The organism is Mycolicibacterium phocaicum (genome assembly GCF_010731115.1).
Classification (GTDB): domain Bacteria; phylum Actinomycetota; class Actinomycetes; order Mycobacteriales; family Mycobacteriaceae; genus Mycobacterium; species Mycobacterium phocaicum.
On the sequence record NZ_AP022616.1, the window covers coordinates 4,449,213 to 4,471,485 of the forward strand.

At 66.7% G+C, this 22,273-nt stretch carries 20 protein-coding genes and 1 pseudogene; 10 read left to right on the top strand and 11 right to left on the bottom strand.

Annotated elements, in window-relative coordinates; genetic code table 11:
* Positions 1–4: 4 nt before the first annotated feature.
* From G6N46_RS21245 to prpD, 4 genes are read right to left on the bottom strand one after another with little or no spacing between them, the layout of a single operon-like run.
* The gene (locus tag G6N46_RS21245) at positions 5–3,400 is read right to left on the bottom strand and encodes a pyruvate carboxylase (protein ID WP_174814076.1); all 3,396 of its coding nucleotides are present in this window, start codon (positions 3,398–3,400) and stop codon (positions 5–7) included.
* Positions 3,393–4,511 (bottom strand): bifunctional 2-methylcitrate synthase/citrate synthase, encoded by a 1,119-nt coding sequence (locus G6N46_RS21250; RefSeq protein ID WP_138250883.1) that lies wholly within the window; start codon positions 4,509–4,511, stop codon positions 3,393–3,395. Before G6N46_RS21250 ends, G6N46_RS21245 begins: the two co-directional genes overlap by 8 nt.
* Entirely contained in the window at positions 4,508–5,428 is a 921-nt protein-coding gene (gene prpB, locus G6N46_RS21255) for a methylisocitrate lyase (protein WP_138250882.1), read from the bottom strand. Before prpB ends, G6N46_RS21250 begins: the two co-directional genes overlap by 4 nt.
* The gene (prpD, locus tag G6N46_RS21260) at positions 5,425–6,930 is read right to left on the bottom strand and encodes a 2-methylcitrate dehydratase PrpD (RefSeq protein ID WP_174814077.1); all 1,506 of its coding nucleotides are present in this window, start codon (positions 6,928–6,930) and stop codon (positions 5,425–5,427) included. Before prpD ends, prpB begins: the two co-directional genes overlap by 4 nt.
* Before the next feature lie 119 nt (positions 6,931–7,049).
* Between prpD and G6N46_RS21265 the strand changes: the two genes are divergently transcribed.
* From G6N46_RS21265 to G6N46_RS21280, 4 genes are all read left to right on the top strand, one after another.
* Positions 7,050–8,477: a short-chain fatty acyl-CoA regulator family protein gene (locus G6N46_RS21265; RefSeq protein ID WP_138250880.1), complete on the top strand. Its 1,428-nt coding sequence runs from the start codon at positions 7,050–7,052 to the stop codon at positions 8,475–8,477.
* A gap of 78 nt (positions 8,478–8,555) precedes the next feature.
* A complete protein-coding gene (locus G6N46_RS21270; protein WP_138250920.1) occupies positions 8,556–9,023 on the top strand; it encodes a DUF4334 domain-containing protein in 468 nt (155 codons plus the stop codon).
* A gap of 65 nt (positions 9,024–9,088) precedes the next feature.
* Positions 9,089–9,640, top strand: coding sequence for a TetR/AcrR family transcriptional regulator (locus tag G6N46_RS21275; RefSeq protein ID WP_138250918.1), 552 nt, complete (start codon positions 9,089–9,091; stop codon positions 9,638–9,640).
* On the top strand, positions 9,637–10,296 hold the full coding sequence (locus G6N46_RS21280; protein WP_234880796.1) for a (2Fe-2S)-binding protein: 660 nt from the start codon (positions 9,637–9,639) through the stop codon (positions 10,294–10,296). The genes G6N46_RS21275 and G6N46_RS21280 overlap by 4 nt, the downstream gene beginning before the upstream one ends.
* On the opposite strand, the gene G6N46_RS21285 is transcribed toward G6N46_RS21280, so the two are convergent.
* On the bottom strand, positions 10,262–11,626 hold the full coding sequence (locus tag G6N46_RS21285) for a serine hydrolase (RefSeq protein ID WP_407665132.1): 1,365 nt from the start codon (positions 11,624–11,626) through the stop codon (positions 10,262–10,264). The two genes, G6N46_RS21280 and G6N46_RS21285, sit on opposite strands and share 35 nt — an antisense overlap.
* The gene (gene mhuD / locus G6N46_RS21290; RefSeq protein ID WP_020100898.1) at positions 11,589–11,906 is read right to left on the bottom strand and encodes a mycobilin-forming heme oxygenase MhuD; all 318 of its coding nucleotides are present in this window, start codon (positions 11,904–11,906) and stop codon (positions 11,589–11,591) included. The genes G6N46_RS21285 and mhuD overlap by 38 nt, the downstream gene beginning before the upstream one ends.
* A gap of 55 nt (positions 11,907–11,961) precedes the next feature.
* Here mhuD and G6N46_RS21295 point away from each other — a divergent pair, with 55 nt between their 5' ends.
* A complete protein-coding gene (locus tag G6N46_RS21295) occupies positions 11,962–12,720 on the top strand; it encodes an alpha/beta fold hydrolase (RefSeq protein WP_138250878.1) in 759 nt (252 codons plus the stop codon).
* On the opposite strand, the gene G6N46_RS21300 is transcribed toward G6N46_RS21295, so the two are convergent.
* On the bottom strand, positions 12,721–12,921 hold the full coding sequence (locus G6N46_RS21300; protein ID WP_138250877.1) for a hypothetical protein: 201 nt from the start codon (positions 12,919–12,921) through the stop codon (positions 12,721–12,723).
* A 71-nt stretch (positions 12,922–12,992) separates the two neighbouring features.
* Here G6N46_RS21300 and G6N46_RS21305 point away from each other — a divergent pair, with 71 nt between their 5' ends.
* Complete coding sequence (locus G6N46_RS21305; RefSeq protein WP_138250876.1) at positions 12,993–13,967, top strand: GlxA family transcriptional regulator; 975 nt, start codon at positions 12,993–12,995, stop codon at positions 13,965–13,967.
* Here G6N46_RS21305 and G6N46_RS21310 read toward each other — a convergent pair.
* Both G6N46_RS21310 and G6N46_RS21315 read right to left on the bottom strand, forming a co-directional pair.
* Entirely contained in the window at positions 13,964–14,308 is a 345-nt protein-coding gene (locus tag G6N46_RS21310; RefSeq protein ID WP_061006741.1) for a hypothetical protein, read from the bottom strand. The genes G6N46_RS21305 and G6N46_RS21310 overlap by 4 nt on opposite strands.
* A gap of 98 nt (positions 14,309–14,406) precedes the next feature.
* On the bottom strand, positions 14,407–15,294 hold the full coding sequence (locus G6N46_RS21315) for an iron-sulfur binding domain-containing protein (RefSeq protein ID WP_138250875.1): 888 nt from the start codon (positions 15,292–15,294) through the stop codon (positions 14,407–14,409).
* 37 nt (positions 15,295–15,331) lie between these two features.
* On the opposite strand from G6N46_RS21315, the gene G6N46_RS21320 reads away from it, so the two are divergent.
* The gene (locus G6N46_RS21320; RefSeq protein ID WP_133426382.1) at positions 15,332–15,949 is read left to right on the top strand and encodes a carbonic anhydrase; all 618 of its coding nucleotides are present in this window, start codon (positions 15,332–15,334) and stop codon (positions 15,947–15,949) included.
* Positions 15,950–16,127: 178 nt separating this feature from the next.
* Positions 16,128–16,871, top strand: coding sequence for a hypothetical protein (locus G6N46_RS21325; RefSeq protein ID WP_138250917.1), 744 nt, complete (start codon positions 16,128–16,130; stop codon positions 16,869–16,871).
* A 2-nt stretch (positions 16,872–16,873) separates the two neighbouring features.
* Here G6N46_RS21325 and disA read toward each other — a convergent pair whose 3' ends face one another.
* A complete protein-coding gene (gene disA / locus G6N46_RS21330; protein ID WP_061006743.1) occupies positions 16,874–17,995 on the bottom strand; it encodes a DNA integrity scanning diadenylate cyclase DisA in 1,122 nt (373 codons plus the stop codon).
* Positions 17,996–18,028: 33 nt separating this feature from the next.
* Positions 18,029–19,423 (bottom strand): DNA repair protein RadA, encoded by a 1,395-nt coding sequence (gene radA / locus G6N46_RS21335; RefSeq protein ID WP_138250874.1) that lies wholly within the window; start codon positions 19,421–19,423, stop codon positions 18,029–18,031.
* Between the two features lie 259 nt (positions 19,424–19,682).
* Between radA and G6N46_RS21340 the strand changes: the two genes are divergently transcribed.
* Both G6N46_RS21340 and G6N46_RS29110 read left to right on the top strand, forming a co-directional pair.
* Entirely contained in the window at positions 19,683–21,077 is a 1,395-nt protein-coding gene (locus G6N46_RS21340; RefSeq protein ID WP_138250873.1) for an IS110 family RNA-guided transposase, read from the top strand.
* A gap of 520 nt (positions 21,078–21,597) precedes the next feature.
* Positions 21,598–22,272: pseudogene (locus G6N46_RS29110) on the top strand (amidase domain-containing protein); the annotation flags it as partial.
* Position 22,273: the final 1 nt, after the last annotated feature.

Sequence of the window (22,273 nt, forward strand, 5' to 3'; positions counted from 1 at the left end):
TCGGTCAGCTGACGACCACGAGCAGGTCGTTGCCTTCGACACTTGCGGTGGGGGCCACCGCGATCCGGGTGACGGTGCCGGTCTTGGGCGACGTGATCGCGGCTTCCATCTTCATCGCTTCGATGGTTGCCACTGTCTGACCGGTGTTCACGGCGTCCCCGACCGCCACCCCGATCGTCACCACGCCGGCGAACGGCGCGGCGATGTGATCGGGGTTGCCGCGGTCCGCCGTTTCCGCAGCGGGCAGGGCGCTGTCGATCGACCTGTCCCGCACCTGGATTGGGCGCAGCTGACCGTTCAACAGGCACAGCACCGTACGCATGCCGCGGTCATCGGGTTCGGAGACGGCTTCGAGACCGATGAGCAGCTCGACGCCCTTCTCCAACTTGACGCGGTGCTCCTCGCCGCGGCGCAGCCCGTAGAAGAACTGGTTGGCGCTCAGGCTCGAGGTGTCGCCGTATTGCTCTCGATGTGTGAGGAATTCGTGGGTGGGCCCGGGGAAGAGCAAGCGATTGAGTGCCGCCCGGCGGGTGGGCCCCGGCTCTGCCAGTTCGGCGTAGTCCTCGACGGTGAGTGTGGCCGTCGGCCTGGCGGCGGTCCGACCCTGAAGGGCCTTGCTGCGCAACGGCTCCGGCCAGCCGCCGGCCGGTTCGCCGAGTTCGCCGCGCAGGAACCCGATCACAGAATCTGGGATGTCGCACCGGCGCGGGTCAGCGGCGAACTCCTCGGCACTGATCCCGGCGCCGACGAGCGCCAGCGCCAGATCACCGACCACCTTGCTCGACGGGGTCACCTTCACCAGCCTGCCGAGGGCGTGGTCCGCTCTCGCGTAAGCGTTCTCGATGTCCTCGAACCGGCCGCCCAGACCGAGGGCGACGGCCTGAGTGCGGAGGTTACTCAGCTGTCCGCCCGGGATTTCATGGGTGTACACGCGGCCGGTCGGAGCGGGTAGGCCCGCCTCGAACGGTGCGTAGACGCGGCGCAACGCCTCCCAGTACGGTTCCAGCTCGCAGACGTTCGCCAGAGGTAATCCGGTGTCGTGTTTGGTGTGTGCGGCTGCGGCAACGATGGACGACAACGCGGGCTGGCTGGTGGTACCGGCCAGCGGTGCTGCGGCCCCGTCGACCGCCGAGGCGCCGGCCTGCCAGGCCGCGACGTACGTCGCAAGCTGGCCACCCGGGGTGTCGTGGGTGTGAACGTGCACCGGCAGGTCGAACCGGGATCGCAACGCCGACACCAGTGTTGCCGCCGCAGGTGGCCGCAGCAGACCGGCCATGTCCTTGATCGCCAGCACGTGTGCGTCGGCGTCGACGATCTGCTCGGCCAGCTTGAGCCAGTAGTCGAGCGTGTACAGCGTCTCGCCGGGATCGGACAGGTCGCCGGTGTAGGACATCGCGACTTCAGCGACCGCACAGCCGGTTTCGAGCACGGCATCGATCGCCGGACGCATCGACTCCACATTGTTCAGCGCATCGAAGATCCGGAAGATGTCGACGCCGGTGGCGGTGGCCTCTTGCACGAACGCCGACGTGACGGATACCGGATAGGGCGTGTAGCCGACGGTGTTGCGGCCACGCAGCAACATCTGCAGGCAGATGTTGGGCAGCGCTTCCCGCAGTGCGGCGAGCCGTTCCCACGGGTCTTCCTTCAGGAACCGAAGCGCCACATCGTAAGTCGCACCGCCCCAGCATTCGACCGACAGCAGCTCGGGCATCATGCGGGCCACGTACGGTGCCACCTTGACCAGGCCCGAAGTACGCACTCGGGTGGCCAGCAGGGACTGATGGGCATCGCGGAACGTGGTGTCGGTGACCCACAGTCGCGGCGATTCCAGCAGCGCGGCTGCGAAGCGCTCGGGCCCCAACTCGGTCAGCAGCTGCTTGCTGCCCGCCGGTGCCGGCACGGACAAGTCGATCTCGGGCAGCTTGTCCCGCGGATACACCGCGGACTGCCGCACGCCGTGCGGTTTGTTGACCGTGACGTCGACGAGGTAGTTGAGGATGCGGGTGCCGCGATCCTCGGGGATATGTGCCGTCAGCAGCTGCGGCCGCTCGTCGATGAACGACGTCGACACCGTGCCCGCCGCGAAGGCGGGGTCGTCCAGAACCGCTTGCAGGAAAGGGATGTTCGTCGACACCCCGCGGATGCGGAACTCGGCAAGAGCGCGGCGGGCACGCCTGACCGCGGTCGCGAAGTCGTGACCCCGGCAGGTGAGTTTGACCAGCATCGAGTCGAAATGCGCACTGATCTCGGCACCGACATTGGTACCGCCGTCCAATCGGACTCCGGCACCGCCGGGACTGCGGTAGGCGGTGATCCGGCCGGTTTCGGGCCGGAACCCGTTGGCGGGATCCTCGGTGGTGATTCGGCATTGCATGGCTGCGCCACGGATGCGGATGCTGTCCTGGCTGAGCCCCAGGTCTGCCAACGACTCTCCGGCCGCGATCCGCAGCTGGGAAGCCACCAGATCCACATCGGTGATCTCCTCGGTCACCGTGTGTTCGACCTGAATGCGGGGATTGCATTCGATGAACACATGGTGCCCGCGCTCGTCGAGCAGGAACTCGATGGTGCCGGCGCAGAAGTAGCCGATCTGGCGGGCAAATCTCACTGCGTCAGAACAGATTCGGGCCCGCTGTTCTTCGGTGAGGTTGGGGGCGGGTGCCAGCTCGATGACCTTCTGGTGCCGACGCTGCACACTGCAGTCCCGCTCGAAGAGGTGGATCACCTCGCCGGTGCTGTCAGCCAGGATCTGCACCTCGATGTGGCGCGGATTGAGTACCGCCTGCTCGAGATAGACCATCGGGTCACCGAATGCCGACTCCGCTTCGCGCGACGCAGCTTCGATGGCCTCGGCCAGATCGGCACGATCAGCGACTCGCCGCATACCGCGACCGCCGCCGCCAGAGACGGCCTTGACGAACAGCGGGAACTCCATATCTGCTGCGGCCGTGAGCAGTTCGTCGACCGATGCCGATGGTTCGGACGAGGTGAGCACCGGCAGTCCGGCAGTCCGGGCCGCCGCGATGGCACTGGCCTTGTTGCCGGTCAGCTCCAGCACATCGGCGCTGGGGCCCACGAAGGTGATGCCGGCGGCGGCACACGCCGACGCCAGTTCCTGGTTCTCCGAAAGGAATCCGTACCCGGGGTAGACGGCGTCGGCGCCGGCCAGCTGTGCCACCCGGATGATCTCGGGCACCGTGAGGTAGGCCCGTACCGGGTGGCCCGGCTCGCCGATCTGGTAGGACTCGTCGGCCTTCAAGCGGTGTGGCGAGTTCCGGTCCTCGTATGCGTAGACCGCCACTGTCGCGATGTCCATTTCATAGGCGGCCCGGAAGGCCCGGATCGCGATCTCACCGCGGTTGGCAACGAGGACTTTGCGGATTGTGTGCTCAGGCAATGGAACGCTGTGGTTGGCCCGAGTATTCGCTCAGGGGACGGATCAGGGCATTCGATGCCGCCTGCTCCATGATGTGTGCCGTCCAGCCCGTGATGCGGCTCATCACGAAAAGCGGCGTGAAGACCGGGATGTCGAAGCCCATCAGGTAGTAGGCCGGACCCGTCGGGAAGTCGAGGTTCGGCTTGATCCCGGTGGCGGCGAACATATCCCGCTCCAGCACGTTGTAGATGTCCAGCCACTGCTGGCCCCCGCGCGCTTGCACCACCCGCTCAAAGGCGGCTTTCATGGTCGGCACGCGCGAGTCGCCGTTCTTGTAGACCCGGTGCCCGAAGCCCATCACCTTGTCCTTGCGGGACAGCTTGCCGTGCAACCACTTCGCGGCATTGTCGGCGGACCCGATCTCCAGCATGTCGTGCATGACGGCTTCGTTGGCGCCGCCGTGCAGGCAGCCCTTGAGCGCACCGATGGCCGCGGTCACGGCACTGTAGATGTCGGACTGGGTGGAGGTCACCACCCGGGCAGCGAAGGTCGACGCGTTGAAGCTGTGCTCGGCATACAGCACCATCGACTGACTGAACGCCTCGACGATCGCCGGTTCCGGCACCTCGCCGAAGCACATGTTCAGGAAGTTCTCCGCATAACCGAGGTGGCTGTGCGGTGCGATGGGCGCCAGCCCTTGCCGGCGCCGGATGTCGGCCGCGACGATGGTCGGCAGTACCGCGAACATCCGTAATGACTTGGCGTAGTTGGCGGTCGGGGTGCTGACGTCCTCCTCGGGGTCCTCGGCACCCAGGTAGCTGATCGCGGTGCGGACCACATCCATCGGGTGGCAGCTCTCGGGCAGTTTGGCCAGCAGCGAATACATCGAGCGGTCGACCCGGCGGGATGCGCGCTCGTGCTGGCAGAACAGCGCCAGTTCCTGGTCGGTCGGCAGCTCGCCGTGCCACAGCAGGTACGCCACCTGCTCGAAGGAGCAGTGCGTGGCCAGATCCTGCACCGGGTAGCCGCGGTAGGTCAGGCTGTTGGTCTCGGGTACGACCTTGGAGATGGCGGTGGTGTCGACGACGACACCGGCCAGCCCCTTGTAAATGTGTGGCGTCTCAGTGGTCATGCTTTCGCGTCCTGGAGGGTGAAATTGAAGATGTCTGAATCGAATTCGTTGTATTCGGCATAGCGCAGCAGCTCGTAGAGCCGGGTGCGATGCTGCATCTGGTCCAGCAGGCCGGCTTGCGTTCCAGCAGAGTGGATTTCGCGCAAGCCGACCTCGACCGCGTACATCGCCAGGCGCAACGTGGTGACCGGGTAGATCACCATGTTGTATCCGATGTCGGACAACTGCCGGGTCGTGACCAGTTCGGACTTGCCGAACTCGGTCATGTTGGCCAGCAATGGGGTATCGACCGCTGCCCGGAAGCGCTCGAATTCACCTGGGGTGGAGAGCGCCTCGGTGAAGATCAGGTCAGCGCCGGCGTCGGCGTAGGCCTTCGCGCGGTCGATGGCGGAGTCGATGCCCTCGATGCCCGCGGCGTCGGTCCTGGCGCAGATGATGAAGTTGGGGTCCCGACGGGCGGCAACCGCCGCGCGCAGCCGCTTGATCATCTCGGCAGCGGGCACCACGGCCTTGCCGTCCAGGTGCCCGCAACGCTTCGGGTTCACCTGGTCCTCGAGGTGGCAGCCCGCGAGCCCGGCATCTTCGAGAATCGTGATGGTGCGGGCAGCGCTCATCGGCTCGCCGAAGCCGGTGTCGGCGTCCACCAGCGTGGGCAGGTCTGTGGCCGCGGCGATCTGGGCACTGCGGCCGGCCACCTCGCTCAGGGTGGTCAGCCCGATGTCGGGCAGCCCCAGATCGGCCGACAGCACCGCGCCCGAGACGTAGACCCCCTCGAATCCAATCTCGGACACCAACTTTGCCACCAGCGGTGAGAAGGCACCCGGATAGCGTTGCAGCTGGCCGGAATTCAGGCCCGCCCGGAGCTTGGCGCGTTTGTCGGCGGCGGAAACCGTCGATCCGAGAAGGCCGGCGCTCATCGGAAAATCCCCGAGGGAATCGTCGGGGCCTTGTCCAGTACGACCTGCTCGACCCGCAGGTTGAGCGCGCCGAGGCTGCCCGGCTTGAGCGTGCCGAGCTGGTCGACCACGGTCAGGAACCGCTCCTGCTCAGCCGGGGCGATGACGCCGTCAGCGAGAGTGCTGAATTTGCCACGGTACTGCTCACGCTCGAATGGGCGCGCACCCAGCGGGTGGGCGTCAGCGATCGCCAGTTCGTCGACGATCACCTCGCAGCTCTTGAGCGTCACCACGGCACGGGCGCCAAAGGCCTTCTCGGCCGGGTCATTCGAGTGGTAGCGCCGGGTCCATTCCGGGTCCTCGACTGTCGAGATCTTGTTCCACAGCTCGATGGTGTCCGGGCGGTGGGCGCGCTCGGGAGCGTAGGACCGCTCGTGGTGCCATTCGCCGTCCTGCAGGGCGACCGCGAAGATGTACATCACCGAGTGGTCCAGGGTTTCTCGTGTTGCATCCGGGTCGAACTTCTGCGGATCGTTCGAGCCGGTGCCGATCACCACGTGCGTGTGGTGGCTGGTGTGCAGCACGATGGTCGCGATCTGGTCGAGATCGCCGATGCGCGAACGCATCCGGCGCGCCAGATCGATCGGGGCCTGGCTCTGGTACTCGGCCGAGTGCTCCTTGGTGTAGGTGTCCAGGATGGCGCGCTTGGGCTCACCGGCCTCGGGTAGCGGCACCTGGTAGGTGTGCTCGGGACCAGACAGCAGCCAGGCGATCACGCCGTCCTCGCCCTCCCAGATGGGAGCCGGCGAGCCCTCGCCGCGCATGGCGCGGTCGACGGCCTCGATGGCGACCTTGCCGGCCAGCGCCGGGGCGTAGGCCTTCCAGCTGGAGATCAGGCCCTTGCGGGACTGACGGGTCGCGGTGGTCAGGTGCAGGGCCTGACCGATCGCGTCGTAGATGGTCTCCGGAGCAAGCCGCAGCATGGTGCCGATACCGGCGGCGACCGCGGGTCCGAGGTGGGCGACGTGGTCGATCTTGTGCTCGTGCAGGCAGATGCCTTTGACCAGGTCGACCTGCACCTCGTATGCGGTGGCGATGCCGCGGATCAGGTCACTGCCGCGGATGTCGAGCTGCTGGGCCACCGCGACCAGGGCCGGGATGTTGTCACCCGGGTGCGAGTACTCGGCGGCCAGGAAGGTGTCGTGGAAGTCGAGTTCGCGCACGGCAACCCCGTTGGCCCAGGCGGCCCATTCGGGGGAGTAGGTGCCGTCGATGCCGAACACGGTGGCGCCGCGCTGGGTGCGGTGCGCCTGGGCCTGGGTACGCGCGACGGTGACGGGGCGCCGGATGACCGATGCGGCAGAGACGGCGGCGTTGTCGATGATGCGGTTGATGACCATGCCCTCGACCTCGGGAGTCACCTCGACGGGGTCGGCTGCGATCTCGGCGATCTTCCAGGCCAGGTGTTCCGAGCGCGGGAATTCTTCGGCGCTGCGCCGCGTGCGTACCTCGTGTGTCTGCATGGTTCGCACGCTACGCAGCTCGTCGACCGGTCGAAAGTGCCTGTAAAGGCGAATTTTTGTGTCCTTGGGCCACGGAGTTTGCGAACTTTGCGTAAATCCGGCGGGTTACGCTCGTGGCGGTGGCGAAGACATTCGTGGGCGCCCGTCTGCGACGGCTGCGTGAGGAACACGGCCTGACTCAGGTCGCGCTGGCCCGCGCCCTGGATCTGTCCACGAGCTACGTCAACCAACTGGAGAACGACCAGCGGCCCGTGACGGTGCCGGTGCTCCTGGCGCTGGCGGAGCGGTTCGATCTGCCGACCAATTATTTCGCACCGGATTCGGATGCGCGGCTGGTGTCCGACTTGCGCGAGATACTCGCCGACACGTCGGCGACTGCCGGTCAGATCGAGGAGTTGGTGGCCCGGATGCCCGCGGTGGGCCAGGTGCTGGTGAGTATGAATCGCCGATTGTTCGACGCGACAACGGAACTCGACGCGATGCAGGCCCGGGCCAACATCGATGCCTCGGTGTCGGCGCAACAACCCATGCCGTTCGAGGAAGTGCGGGACTTCTTCTACGACCGCAAGAACTACATCGGTGAGCTCGACGAAGCGGCTGAGTCGCTGTTCGTCGAGCGCCGGCTGCTGCTTGGTGGTCTCGACGCTCAACTCGCGGCCCTGCTATCCGACGAATTCGGCGTCGTGGTGGTGATCGACGACGGTGATGCGTTGGGCCCCAATGCGCAACGGTCCTACCGTCCGGACACCGGCGTGTTGTACATCGCGCGCTGGCTGCATCCCGGGCAGCGGGCCTTCCAGCTGGCCACTCAGGTGGCGTTGCTGCGGCACTCGGAGCTGATTTCCGCGATCGTGGCCACCGCTGACCAACTCAGTTCCGAGGCAAAGGAAGTCGCACGCATCGGGCTGGCCAACTATTTCGCGGGCGCTCTGCTGCTGCCGTACCGGATGTTTCTGGATGTGGCCGAGGAGCTGCGTTACGACATCGATCAACTGGCACGCCGGTTCGAGGTCGGTTTCGAGACCATCTGTCACCGGCTCTCGACGCTGCAGCGCCCGGATGCGCGTGGTGTGCCGTTCATCTTCGTGCGGACCGACAGTGCCGGAAACATCTCGAAGCGCCAGTCCGCCACGGCTTTCCACTTCTCCAGGGTGGGCGGAAACTGTCCGTTGTGGGTGGTGCACCATGCCGTCGAACGCCCCGGTGAGTTCATCACCCAGGTGGCGCAGATGCCCGACGGCCGGTCGTACTTCTGGATCGCGCGCACCACGTCGTCCGCCCCGAGCCGATATCGCGGCCCCCGCAAGCGTTTTGCCATCGGGCTGGGCTGCGATGTGGTCCATGCCGACAAGCTGATCTACGCGGCGGGCATCGATCTGGCCGATCCCGACGCGGCGGTGCCGATCGGGGCGGGCTGCAAGATCTGCGATCGTCCGGCGTGCCCACAGCGCGCCTTTCCCTACGTCGGCCGCCCCGTGCATGTCGATCCGTACAGCAGCAGCGACCTGCCCTACTCGTCCAGCGCAAACGAACCTAATATCTTCTAGCGTCAATATTCGGGCTTGCCGAACCAGTTGGTTCGGGATTACAGTCGGTTTCCGAACCAACTGACTTGGGAGGCCCTTGTGGACGTTGATACCGCTCGCGCTCGTTTCTCCGAACTGCGCGGCCGGGAGCATGTCGATCCTGCCGAGTTGGATGAAATCTGGGCCTCGCTGGAACCGGTCCGTGCAGTGGACATCGTGGGCAACTGGAAAGGCGACGAGTTCGACACCGGCCACAAGATGAACGGCCAGCTGCAGGCGGTCCGGTGGTACGGGAAGATCTTCAAATCGATCAACGAGGTCGAGCCCATCGTCTGCTACGACGAAGCGGGGCAACTGTTTTCGAACCGCGATCTGAGCCGTGGTGGCGCGTCGTTGTGGGACATCGAGTTTCGCGGCGAGGTGACCGGGACCATGGTCTACGACGGGCAGCCGGTGTTCGACCACTTCAAGCGGGTCGACGGCGACACCTTGATGGGCATCATGAACGGCAAGCGGCAGCGCACCGACGACAAGCTGTTCTACTTCCTGCTCGAACGCGACCAGTGAGGTAGCTGGCTGTTACCCTGGCGGATGCTATGAGAGCAGCCGGGCATGCGACACGTGAGCGCATCATGGCTGCCGCGAAAGCGGAGTTCTCTGCTCTTGGGTTTGCCGGAGCGCGGCTGAATCGTATTGCCGCCGAAGCCAATGCCAGCAAGGAACGGTTGTACAGCTACTTTCCGAGCAAGCAGAAGCTGTTCGAGGCCGTCGTGGAGCAGTGGATTCAGGACGCCCCCTACGACGCGATCTTCAAGCCTGACGACGTCGCCGGATACACCGTCGCGCTCTTCGATTACATGGTGGCCGATCCGGCCGGGGCCCGCTTGCAGCGTTGGATCGAGTTGGAGGCGGCCGACGGCATGTTCGGCGACCACGTGCTGCGGCGGATCTTCCAGTCGAAACTCGACCGGATCGCGGAGGCGCAGCAGGCGGGCATCATCGATCCGTCGTGGCGCCCGATGGACCTGCTGGTCCTGCTCAACGACATGACATACGCCTTGGCGGCCGGCGGGTTCGGTATCGATCGCATCGTCGACCAGCCCATGTCAGCGGAGACCATCGCCGAACGTCGGGCCGCTGCCGCTGAAGCTGCGCGTCGCTTGGTTCAGCAACCCCCGCGGTGACGGACCCCCTGGCCGCGTTCGGCCCCTTCTTTGCCGCCCAGCGGCACGATGATCCGCCGCCGACGCCGTGGCGACCGATGGCCGAGCTCAGCGACGATCCGGAGGCGTTGACCGCCCGGGTGTACAAGGTGCGGGCGGCGCTGGCGGGCAACGGCGAGCCGGAGATGCGCGTAGCCGCGTCTGTCGCGCACCTGGGACTGGTGGCTCGACTGATCGCACCCATGATCGGTACCGCCGCCCTCGGGGAGCCGGTGTCCTGGTCACTGGCAGACCTGGCGTGGCAGGACCAGTTGGGCGGCCCCTATCCGCTGTCGATCGCCGCACGGCCGTCCGGTGGCGCGCCAGCCGTGGAGGTGCTCACGGATGCGTTCGGGCGATTCGGCGTCGGCCCAAAAGTGTTGTGGGGCAATGTGGGATCGGCCGCCAACAGTGCGGCTCAACAGATCGGCCGGGCGCGGCCGGACGTGGCGGAGGCGGCGCGGCGAGCGGCCGACGCGGTGCTCGAAGACCCCAGGGTCGACGGGGGAGTGCTGCGCTCAGGGCCGGCGTTTCGCCGCCACAGTTGCTGCCTGATCTACCGGCTGGCCGGCGACAGGGCGGCATGCTGCGGCGACTGCGTGCTCACCGCACCGGGATCAGATCGAACGCCTGCTTGATGATGCTCAGCAGCCACTGCGCCGCCGTCTGACCCTTGAACGTCGGCCACGTCAGCTGGAAGTTCACGACCCACGGCTGACCCGTGTGGTCGACGGCGTACCAGCTGAAGCCGAGGTCGCCCGGCAGGTTGCCGCCCTTGGAACCCAGGTAGGGCCACTTGGTGCGGTCCAGGTCGATGCCGGCGACCTTCGACATGATGTCCCGGACCGGCGCGGCGGCCCCGACAGCGGCGGCCTGTACCGCGACGTGCTCGCGGCAGATGTCGGCGGCGGTGCCGTACCACTCGGCCCCGATGCTCGACGCCGGCGTGCGGGTGCGGTACGGATCCGGCTCGTAGGGACGAGAACTCACCTGCTGCAACAGTGCCGTGCGCTGCGCCTTGTCGCCGTTCTTCCACTGATCGCGGACATCGGGCTTGCCCCAGCCGATGGAGAACAGCTCGTGCATGGTCGGGTAGGGGGTCAGGCTCGCCGGGTCATGGTGTCCGGCGACCACGAGCGCCTCGTCGACCGCGGCCGGCCCGACCTTGTTGATCAGCATGTCGGTGGCCATGTTGTCGCTGACCGAGATCATCTGCTGGGCAGCCTCGTGGACCGTCACCTGCGTGCCCGGCGCCAGGTTGTCCATGCCGGCCGAACCGAGCTTCTTGCCCTCGGCGGTGACGGTGACCTTGTCGTCCCAGCTGAGGGTTCCGGCCGACACCGCGCGCGCAACGGCAAGCAGCACATAGATTTTCATGATCGACGCCAGCGGCATCGGCTCGTCGACGTTGGTGCCGGCGACCTTGACACACTTGCCGTCGACGACCTTGGCGACCTGGTACGAGTAGTGGGCGCCGGATTTCGCGATCGCCGCGTCGACGTCGGCCCACGACTTGATGGGCGGCGGGCGCAGCGACACTTCCATGCGGTCGACGGTGCCCTTGCCGTCGACATGCAGCTGGATGTCCTGGTTCACGCCGTACGAGTTGGTGACGTGCAAGGTCGACTGTCCCGCGCCGATGTCGATGCCGGTGAGCTTGAACGGGCGGTCCCACCAGATCCACTTCATCCGGTAGGTGATGTCGTCCACCTGGTCGGGTGCGGCGAGCGTCTTCACGCCGGCCGGCTCGATGGACCAGTCCGAGTTGAGCATGTCCATCGTCTGCCGCGATCGCATGCCCTGAGGCGTGCTCATGTCGATGAGCGCACCGTAGGCAGCGCTCGATGGTGGCGCGACGGCTGCGGGCGTGCTGCTACAGCCACCTAAGACGACGATGACTGCGCCCGCCGCGGCCAGCGCAGTCCGGGTCTTATGCCTGCTGGCCTGAACCAGCAACGTCCAACACAACCTCGAATTCGAGAAGTGACGCGCCGGTGGCGACGGGGTTGGCCCGCTGCCCGGCATGGGCCTCGACGGCCGGGCCGGTGGCCCAGGCCTGGAACGCCTCGTCGGACTCCCACTGCGTCACCACGAAGTAGCGGTTCTCGCCTTTGACCGGGCGGAGCAGCTGGAAACCGAGGAAGCCGGGCTGGCCGTCCACTGCGTGGGCGCGGTTCGCGAACCGCTTCTCCAATTCCGGGCCGGCGTTGGGCGGAACTTCGATCGCATTGATCTTCACCACAGGCATGTGGTTCAGGTTACCGCGCTGCCGTGCCCGGCAGGATGGGCGGCAATATAGGGCTATGACGACCGACCTGCTCACCGCCCGCGGCGGCACCGGCGAGCCGATTGTGCTGGTGCACGGATTGATGGGCCGCGGCACGACGTGGGGCCGGCAGTTGCCGTGGCTGACCGAATTGGGTGAGGTCTATACGTACGACGCGCCGTGGCACCGTGGTCGCGGCGTCGACGATTCCGAGCCGATCAGCACCGAACGTTTCGTCGCCGACCTCGCCGAGGCGGTCGGCTCGCTGGGGCGACCAGTGCGCTTGATCGGGCACTCGATGGGTGGGCTGCACAGCTGGTGTCTGGCGGCCGCCCGGCCGGAGCTGGTCACTGCGCTGGTTGTCGAGGACATGGCGGCCGATTTCGTCGGTTTCACCATCGGCGCCTGGGACCCGTGGACCCATTCGATTCCGGTCGAATTCGATTCGGCGCAGCAGGTTCTGGATCTTTTCGGCCCGATCGCCGGCCAGTATTTCCTGGATGCGTTCGACCGCACCGGGACCGGCTGGCGGCTGCACGGCGAGGCGGGGCGCTGGGTGGCGATCGCCGCCGAGTGGGGCACCCGGGACTACTGGCAGCAGTGGTCCGCCGTGCGCGTGCCGACGTTGCTCATCGAGGCCGGGAACGGGGTCGCGCCCCCGGGGCAGATGCGCAAGATGGCCGAGATCGGGCACTCGACAACGTATTTGGAAGTTCCCGGGGCCGGCCACCTGGTGCACGACGACGCGCCCGAGGTCTACCGCCGCGCGGTCGAGGATTTTCTCCGGTCTGTCTGATCACTCGAATCGGGAACGCGCCGCGGCGAGGTCGTGCTCGACGCGGTCCAGGTCTCGGGAATCTCCTACGTCGGTCCAGTCGAAGTTGCCGAAACCATTGCGCGCACCGGGATTTCGGGTGATGGCGCTCAACATGGCGCCGAGTGCGAATGGGGCGACCATGATCGCGACCATCGCGACCAGAGTCAGGATGGTGTTCATGCATCAATTGTCGAATCGGAGGCAATCGAATAAACAGTGGCAGTTCGGACGGTAATCGATAAAATACTGCCATGATCAAGAGTGTCTCGGTCCTGGTGATGGACGGAGTGGCGCCGTTCGAGTTCGGCGTGGTGTGCGAGGTCTTCGGCATCGACCGGTCGGCCGACGGTGTGCCGAACTTCGATTTCAAGGTGTGCGGGCCGGAGGCCGGGCGGCCCGTGCGGACGTCGGTCGGTGCGTCACTGATTCCCGACCACGGAATCGACCAGCTCCTGGGGGTTGACCTGGTCGCCATCCCGGCGGTGGCGGGTCCGGTCTATCCGCAGGCGGCGCTCGACGCCATCCGTAACGCCGCGGATTCCGGCTCGATGATCCTGACCATCTGTTCGGGGGTTTTCGTCGCCGGCGCCGCCGGGCTGCTCGACGGCCGGACGTGCACCACGCATTGGATGCACGCGGACAAGCTGGCCCGCATGTATCCCACCGCCCGCGTCGATCGTGACGTGCTGTTCGTCGACGACGGAAATCTGATCACCAGCGCGGGCACGGCTGCCGGTATCGATGCCTGCCTGCACCTGGTGCGGCGCGAGATGGGCAGCGAGATCACCAACAAGATCGCGCGCCGCATGGTGGTGCCGCCACAGCGCGACGGCGGTCAGCGGCAGTTCATCGAGCAGCCTATCCCGGTGCGGTGCTCGGAAGGCTTTGCGCCACATCTGGATTGGATTCTGACCAACCTGCGCCACCCGCATACGGTGGACAGCCTGGCCAAACGGGCGAGCATGTCGGGGCGCACGTTCGCGCGGCGTTTCGTCGAGGAGACGGGACGGACGCCCATGCAGTGGGTCACCGATCAGCGCGTGCTCTACGCCCGCAGGCTGCTGGAGGAGACGGATCTCGATGTCGATCGGGTGGCCGACAAGGCCGGATTTGGCACCGCAACCCTGCTGCGGCACCATTTCCGGCGCGTTGTCGGCGTCAATCCATCCGACTACCGGCGGCGCTTCGCTTGTCCCAATCTGGTTGCGCCGCAACCGGTTGACTAGCCCTGCGGCCTGCACTGCACGTTGACGTACACGGTGTCGAACTGGCCGGAGTTGATGCGCTGGCCCCGGCCGTCGATGTTGGAGCCGGTCAGCCCGTGCACGTCGGTCACCGAACACGCGGACAGCGGCCCGGAGGTGCTGGTGTTGACCTGGACGTGATAGCCGCGGGATTGCAGCTCATTGATGGTGTCGACGGCCGAGCCGCCGCCGGTCGGCAGCGCGGAGGCCGTGGCCGGGGCGAGGGTCGCCGCGGCAATTGCGGCTGCGGCGGCTCCGGCGATGACGAGGCCGCGACGACGAGCGTTAACTTTCTGTTCACCTGAAATTCGGTATGCGGTCATGCTTCCGTTCTATCCGAGGATCACCGCATGTGGTACTGACTCATGCCGTTCTCATTGGAAAGCACGCGGTTTCATGCCGTTCTCATTGAAACGGGGTTTTAGCGCTCGCCCTCACCGGCCAGTGCGTACCGGTCATCGGCGGTCTGCTCGACCAGGCCGTCGACCAGTAGCGAGTCCAGGGCCCGGTCGCGCTGCGCGGTATCGGTGAGCCACGCCACATCCAACTGCGCCCGCGTCACCGGAGTTGCGCTGCCGCGCAACACATCCAGCAGCCGGCCGCGGACCTGGCGGTCAGTTCCCGCGTACTTCTGGACCGGCCGGGTCGGCGCGTCCAACTCGGGATGGCCGGCACTTCGCCACGCGCACACGGTCAGCGGGCAGACCCCGCATTTCGGTTTGCGGGCGGTGCAGACGATGGCGCCGAGTTCCATCAATGCGGCCGAAAACACATGTGCCGTGCCATCTTCGGGCAGGAGTGCGGCGACGTCGTCCAGGTCGCGCGAGCGTGCGGGGGTGTCGGCCACACCGCGAATCGCGCGCGCGACCACCCGGCGCACGTTGGTGTCGACGACGGGGACGTCCTGCTGATACGCAAAGCAGGCGATGGCCCGCGCGGTGTAGGCACCGATGCCCGGCAGCGTCAGCAGGGTCTCGACGTCGCGGGGGACTTCGTCGCCGTGCTCGGCGGCGATCACCTCGGCGCATTCGTGTAAGCGCTTGGCGCGCCGTGGATAGCCCAGTTTTCCCCAGGCGCGCAGCACGTCCGCGGCCCCGGCCGCCGCGGTCGCGGACGGAGTGGGCCAGCGGGCGATCCAGTCCCGCCAGATCGGTTCCACCCGCGCCACCGGGGTCTGCTGCAGCATGAACTCGCTGACCAGAATTTGCCACGCGGTGACATCGGGCGCCCGCCACGGCAGGTCGCGCCGTGCGGTGCCGAACCACTCCAGGAGCTCGTCGGCCGGGATGAGAATTTGCCCTGAACTCATTGCGCACTCACTATGCGTGCAGGGCACAATGGGCGGCATGCCCAACTCAAACCCGATAAATGCCTGGAAAGCACTCAGAGAGGGTAACGATCGCTTCGTTGCCGGAGAGTCGCTGCACCCCAGCCAGAGCATCGAGCGCCGTGCCGAACTGGCCGGCGGGCAGAAGCCGACCGCCGTGCTGTTCGGTTGCGCCGACAGCCGCGTCGCCGCCGAGATCATCTTCGATCAGGGTCTCGGTGACATGTTCGTGGTGCGCACCGCCGGCCACGTCCTCGACTCCTCGGTGATCGGTTCCATCGAATACGCCGTGGCGATCCTCGAGGTGCCGCTCATCGTCGTGCTCGGCCACGACAGCTGCGGCGCGGTCAAGGCCACCATCACCGCGTTGGACGACGGCTCGGTGCCGGGCGGATTCGTGCGGGACATCGTCGAGCGCGTGACGCCGTCGATCCTGGTCGGCCGCCGCGAGGGACTTTCCGAGGTCGACGAGCTCGAGGCCAAGCACGTCAACGAGACGGTGCGCCTGCTGAGCGAGCGGTCCAACATCATCGCCGAGCGTCTGGCCTCGGGCAAGGTCGCCATCGTCGGTGCGACCTACCACCTGGCCGAGGGCCGGGTCACCAAGCGCGACCACGTCGGCGACATCGGCGAATAGTCGGCTCGGCCGACGTGGCGAATAGTCCCAGGAACTGGGGTGGCGAATACCACCCCAGTTCACAGACGACACGCCGCACCACGTCAGAGCCCACCGCGTTTTGTGCCCTTACCGTGACAATGTGCCGGATCTAGAACCGCATGGCCCGCTGCCATCCCAGATCTATTTCCGTCGGCGAATGCTGGCGATCGGTGTCGCCGCAGTCGTCCTGCTCCTCGTCGTCATCATCGGGGTCGTCGTCTTCAGCAACAGCACGGGCGATTCCAAGCAGACTCAGCCCACCGCGAAGACGTCGACGTCCGCGACGCCGCTGCCCGGCGAGACGCCCGGGGTGAAGAGCCCGATCGCGCCGCCGCCGAACGCCGCTCCGGCTCCGACGCCCACGCCGACCACCGCGGTCACTCCGCCGCCGGTGCTCAAGGCGGGCGACGACTGCCCGGACACGACGCTGGCGGCCAAGGGCATCACCAACCAGCCGACCTACGTGATCGGTGACCAGCCGAAGTTCACCATGGTCGTCACCAACATCGGCCTGGTCGAGTGCAAGCGTGACGTCGGCGCCGCCGTGCTGGCCGCGTACGTCTACTCACTGGACAACAACCGGCTCTGGTCCAACCTGGACTGCGCACCGTCGAACGAGACCCTGGTCCGCGGCTTCAAGCCCGGCGAGCAGGTGACCACCGAGGTCACCTGGACCGGCATGGGTTCGGCGCCGAACTGCCCACTGCCGCGTCAGGCGATCGGGCCAGGCACGTACAACCTGGTCGTCCAGCTGGGCAACCTGCGATCGGCCCCGGTGCCGTTCGTGCTGTCCGAGGCCCAGCAGCCCGGCGCGGGTGCACCGCCCGCGGGCGAGGCGCCGCCACCGGCGCCCGTCGCACCGGCACCCGGCGAGCCGACGCTGCCCGGCCCCGCCAACTGATCTCAGGCCAGCCGGTCGGCGATCGTCGACTCTGCGAGCAGCGACAAACCCTCGCGGATGTGGCGAGCCCACATGGACCCGATCCCCTCCACCGACTGCAGGTCGTCGGCGCTCGCGGCGAGCAGGCCCTGTAGCGATCCGAACGAGCGCACCAGCAGGTCGACGTGTGCGAACTGCAGACGCGGAATGCCGGCCATCGCCCGGTAGCCGCGCGAGCTCATCGCCGAATCCTGCGCCTCGGGCGTCGAGGGGTAGCCGAAAACCCTTGCGAGCGTTGTGAAATCGAGCAGTTCGTTGTCGCTGAGCGCGTCGAGCTCCTCGAGTGTCGCGGTCACCTGGTCGGCGGTCGGCGGGTCGGGGTTGGCGTGGTAGTCGCGCACGATCAGTTCGCGGGCCGCGTCGTTGTCGCCGACCAGTTCGTCGAGCTGCAGCTTGAGCTGACGCCCATCGGTACCGAGCTCTACGACGTCGGCGTCGATCTCCAGGCTGATCCGGCGGACCATCTCCATGCGTTGCACGACGGTCATGACGTCGCGCAGCGTCACGAAGTCCTCGATCTCGGCCATCGACAGCTGCTTGCTGACCTCGTCGAGCCGGAACTTGTAGCGCTCCAGCGTGGCGATGGTCTGGTTCGCGCGCGACAGGATGGTCGCCGATTCCGGCACGACGTGCCGTTCGCCCGCCACGTACACGGTGACGATGCTCATCGAGTGGCTGACGGACACCACCGGGAAGCCGGTCTGGATGGCGGCGCGCTCGGCGGAGCGGTGCCGGGTACCGGATTCGTCGGTCGGGATCGACGGGTCGGGCACGAGCTGCACGTTCGCCCGCAGGATGCGGGTGAGGTCGCTGGAGAGCACCACGGCGCCGTCCATCTTCGACAGCTCCCGCAGCCGGGTCGGGGCGAACCGGACGTCCAGCGGGAAGCCGCCGTCGCAGATGGCCTCGACGCTGTCGTCGTAGCCCAGCACGATCAGCCCGCCGGTGCGGCCGCGCAGGATGCGCTCGAGGCCGTCCCGCAGCGGGGTGCCGGGCGCCAGCTTGCCCAACGTCTCGCGCAGTGTCGGTCGGGCCAGATGCACGACGTTGCCGCGCCCGGCCCGGGTTCCCGCTTTCACCGACATCGGTGCACTCCTCGGTGGTTTTCCGGCCGGGCTCTACCCGGTCCGGTCCACATTCTCTGTGATCTTGCGTAACACCCGCAACGCCGCGGTGATGTTGTCGGCCGGCAGCACCCGGAGGCCACGTGGTGGTGACTCGATTCCGGTGGGCACCACGGCCGTGGTGAACCCGAGCCGGGCGGCCTCGGCGAGCCTGCGATCCATACCGGTGACGCGGCGCAGATCGCCCGCCAGGCCCACTTCGCCGATGGCGATCGCGGTGGCCGGCAGTGGGAGATCGGTGTACGCCGAGGCGATGGCCAGCGCGACCGCCAGATCCGAGGACGGATCGGTCAGCCGCATGCCGCCCACCGTGGACAGATAGATGTCGTTGGTGCCGACGGGCAGCCGCGCCCGCTTCTCCAGCACCGCGGTGATCATGGCCGCGCGGGCCGAGTCGATACCGCTGACGGCGCGGCGCGGCGATCCGGCCGACGGCGAGCCGATCAGGGCCTGCACCTCGCCGATGAGCGGCCGTTTGCCGTCGAGGCTGACGGTCACCGCGGTGCCCGACACCGGCGCCGGCCGCTGATCGAGGAAGAGCCCCGACGGGTCGGCAACGCACTCGATTCCGTTGTCGTGCAACATGAAACAACCGACCTCGTCGGCCGCGCCGAAGCGGTTCTTCACGCCGCGGACCATGCGCAACGCCGAGGCGCGGTCGCCCTCGAAGTGCAGCACGACGTCCACCAGGTGCTCCAGTGAGCGCGGCCCGGCGATGGCGCCGTCCTTGGTGACGTGGCCGACCAGGACCATCGCGATACCCGTCGTCTTGGCCGCCATGGTGAGGGCGGTGGTGACGGCCCGAACCTGTGTCACGCCGCCGGTGACGCCGTCGGCCTCGGCGGTTGACATGGTCTGCACCGAATCCACCACCACCAGCGTGGGCTGAACTGCCTCGATATGGCCGAGCGCGGTCTGCAGATCGGACTCGGCGGCCAGGTAGACGTCGTCATGTGTGCAGCCGGTGCGCTCGGCGCGTAACCGGATCTGCCCGGCGGACTCCTCGCCCGACAGATAGAGCGCACGGCGCCCCGACATGGCCCAGCGGTGTGCGACCTCGAGCAGCAGCGTCGACTTGCCGACGCCGGGATCACCGGCCAGCAGCGTCACCGAACCCGGCACCACACCGCCGCCGAGCACGCGGTCCAATTCACTGATCCCGGTGTGGAAGTGCCTGGTGGTGCCCGGATCGATGGAGCTGATCGGTACGGCGGGGGAGGCCGGCGCGACAGCGCGGTGCGTCGCGGGCGTCAGAGAGTTGAGTACGGCGACTTCATTGACCGTGCCCCAGGTGCCGCAGTCCGGGCACCGGCCCACCCATTTCGCCGTGGTGTGCTGGCACTCCGAGCAGCGAAACTGCGAACGTACTTTCGAACCGGTTCTGGCCATGCCGCGAACTTAGTCGCAGGCACCGACATTTAGCCTTTGAGTGAGTCCGTGGGCAGGTCGAGGCACCGACCGGGACATCTGGTGATCCCTGACGTCTGAGTGGCCGCCCGCGGGCTCGGTGCCTGGTCGAGCGGTGTCCTTGTTTGGGAACTTGGAGCCAGCCTGAGGGTGGGACTCCTGCTTAGAGAATGTCTGGGCCGTGGCCGCGATGGTCAGTCACCTGGGATGACAGGATCGGGCTGACAGGAGCAAAACGACAATGGCATTGACGTTGGGGATCGACGTGGCAGTGCGGGCAGCGCATCAAGGGACGCTGGCCCGCGACGGAATCGCGGTGTGGCGTGGCCGTAAGTTCTCGACCCGGCCGGCGGAGCTGGAACGGTTGTGGGATGACCTGAATCTGGCTGATCCGGGTGATCTGACGGTCGTGGTCGAGCCGACGCGCAACGCGTGGATCGTTGTGGCGGAGTGGTTCCGCCGCCGCGGGGCCCGCGTGGTGATGGTTCCCACCACCCAATCGGCGGATCTTCGCAAGTACTACTCCAAGCACACCAAGAACGATCGGATCGACTCCGAGTTGCTGGCCCGGCTGCCACTTCTTCATCCCGAAGGCCTGCGTGAGTATTCCGGCCAGGGACCTGCAGACCCGTTGCGGCGCTTGGTCAAGCAGCGCTCCACCATGGTCAAACGCCGGGTCGCCGTCTACGCCCGACTCGATGCACTCGTCGAGCTCCTCGGGCCGGCTTGGTATGCGGTGCTCGGTTCGAATTACGGCATCGCGGCGTTGGAGTTCCTGGCCCGTTACGCCGATCCGAACGCGGTGATCCGCCTCGGCCACGGACGTCTGAGCAGGTTCTTGATCGCCCGGTCCCGTGGCGCGTGGCGCAGCGACCACGCCGCCGGCCTCATCGCCGCGGCCAAGGAAACCCTCGCGCTGTGGGGGTCGGACGGGATGAACTTCGCCGAACTGGCCGAAGACATCGCCCACGAAGCCGAACAGGCGCTGTTCTTGACCCGCCAAATCAAGCAGATCGACGAACGAGTCGCGAACCTGTACGCCGACGCCGACCCCGATGGGATCGTTGCCTCGGCTCCCGGCGTGGGACCGGTCATCAGCGCCGTGATCGCGGGACGGATCGGTGATCCGCACCGATTCACCTCACTGGCGGCGGTGCGCGCCTACACCGGACTGGTCCCCAAGGTCAGCCAGTCCGGGGTGGGCAAGATCGAATCTTCGATCACCAAGGCCGGTGACCCACTGCTGCGCGAAATGCTCTGCACCGCAGCCGATCAAGCCCGCAAGGTCGACCCGCAGATCGCGGCGAAGTACCAGCGGCTGATGGCCGGCGACCGCCACCATGATTCGGCGATCTGCCATCTGGCCACTCTGCTGGTCACTCGGATCGCCACGTGCATGCGCGCCGGCCAGCCCTACGCCCTACGCGATGTCGACGGCACCCCCATCACCGAAGCTCAGGGCCGCGTGCTCGTCAAAGAGCGCTACCAGATTGAGCCGCGCCGCCGAGACAACATCCGGCACCACCGTATGCGCGACCGCCGCAAACAGAGGGCGGGCCAGGAGTCACAGGAGTCGCCGAACGCTCCAACATCCAGGCCCGCCACCAATCACCCTACGAGCCAACACATCGCTTGACATCCGTTAGGAACTCAGATTGCGTCAGGCAGGCGGGCGAAACGGTGTGTGGGCGGTGTGACGTACGGCCATACACTGGACTTGATGGGGGAGATGTTGAAGGTCGACGACGAGGGTCTGTGCGTGCTGGCGGGGCAGTGCGATTCGGCAGCGGCAGAGTTTGTGGGTGGCCGAACGGATCGACCCGCGGGGCCTGCGGGCCAGGCCACTACCGCGGCAGTCAGTCGCGGTCATGACACGGTGACGGCCGCCGCAGCGGTGTTCGCAAGGCGCATGACGGCCAGTGGTGTCAAGCTGCGGGCAGCAGCTGCCTCGTATGTGTCAGCCGATTGCGGTTCGAACGAGCATATTGCGGCCGCGGGCCGGTCGATCGAGGTGTGATGTGGCCGTCGTGAGCGGCCGCATACCCAGCCTGTCGCAGATAACTGAGTGGGACACTCGGCATCTCGAAGTGGCGGCGACGAGCTGGTCGGTAACCGCACAACAATGGGAAACCCATTTCAGCGCGATCAACTCGGGGATGTTGTCCCCAGGCGGCAGCAAATGGGAGGGCTCTGCGGCCGAGGCAGCCCAAGACCGCGCGTGGACGGACTTGACGAAGGTTCGCGGTGTTGCCGAAGCAGTGCGCGGCGCGTCCGAGTTGGCTCGTAACGGTGCCGACGATATTGCCTGGGCCAGGCGTCAAGCGCTGGCGGCAATCGCAGAGGCCGAAGAGTCGGGGTTCGTTGTCGCGGAAGACCTTTCAATTTCTGATCCGGCATCGACATCACTGCTCCATGAGTCGGAGTCGCGTAGGGAGCAGGCGCGGGAATTCGCCGCCGAGATCGGGTCTCGTGCCCGCGTTCTCGCCTCGCTGGATGACGCCGTGGCCGACAGCATCGCGGCGGCGCTCGCTCCCTTGCGTGAGGTCAGTTTCAACGAGGCCACTGACACCAATGTTGTCCACCAACTCGGCTTCAAGGCTGCGCCTGCGCGGCCGGATGGGGCGCTATCGGACGCCAGGCGGCGTGCAATCGAGTACGCAGATCATTGGGCTGGTAGCGCCGACGATCCGCACCGTGCGAACCCTGAATACGAGAATTTTGGTGACGGTGGTGGTGACTGCACCAATTTCGCATCCCAAGTCATGCGTGCAGGCGGACTAAAGGACGTCGGCAACGGTATCGATGATTGGCACCGCGGAGATGCTGACGACT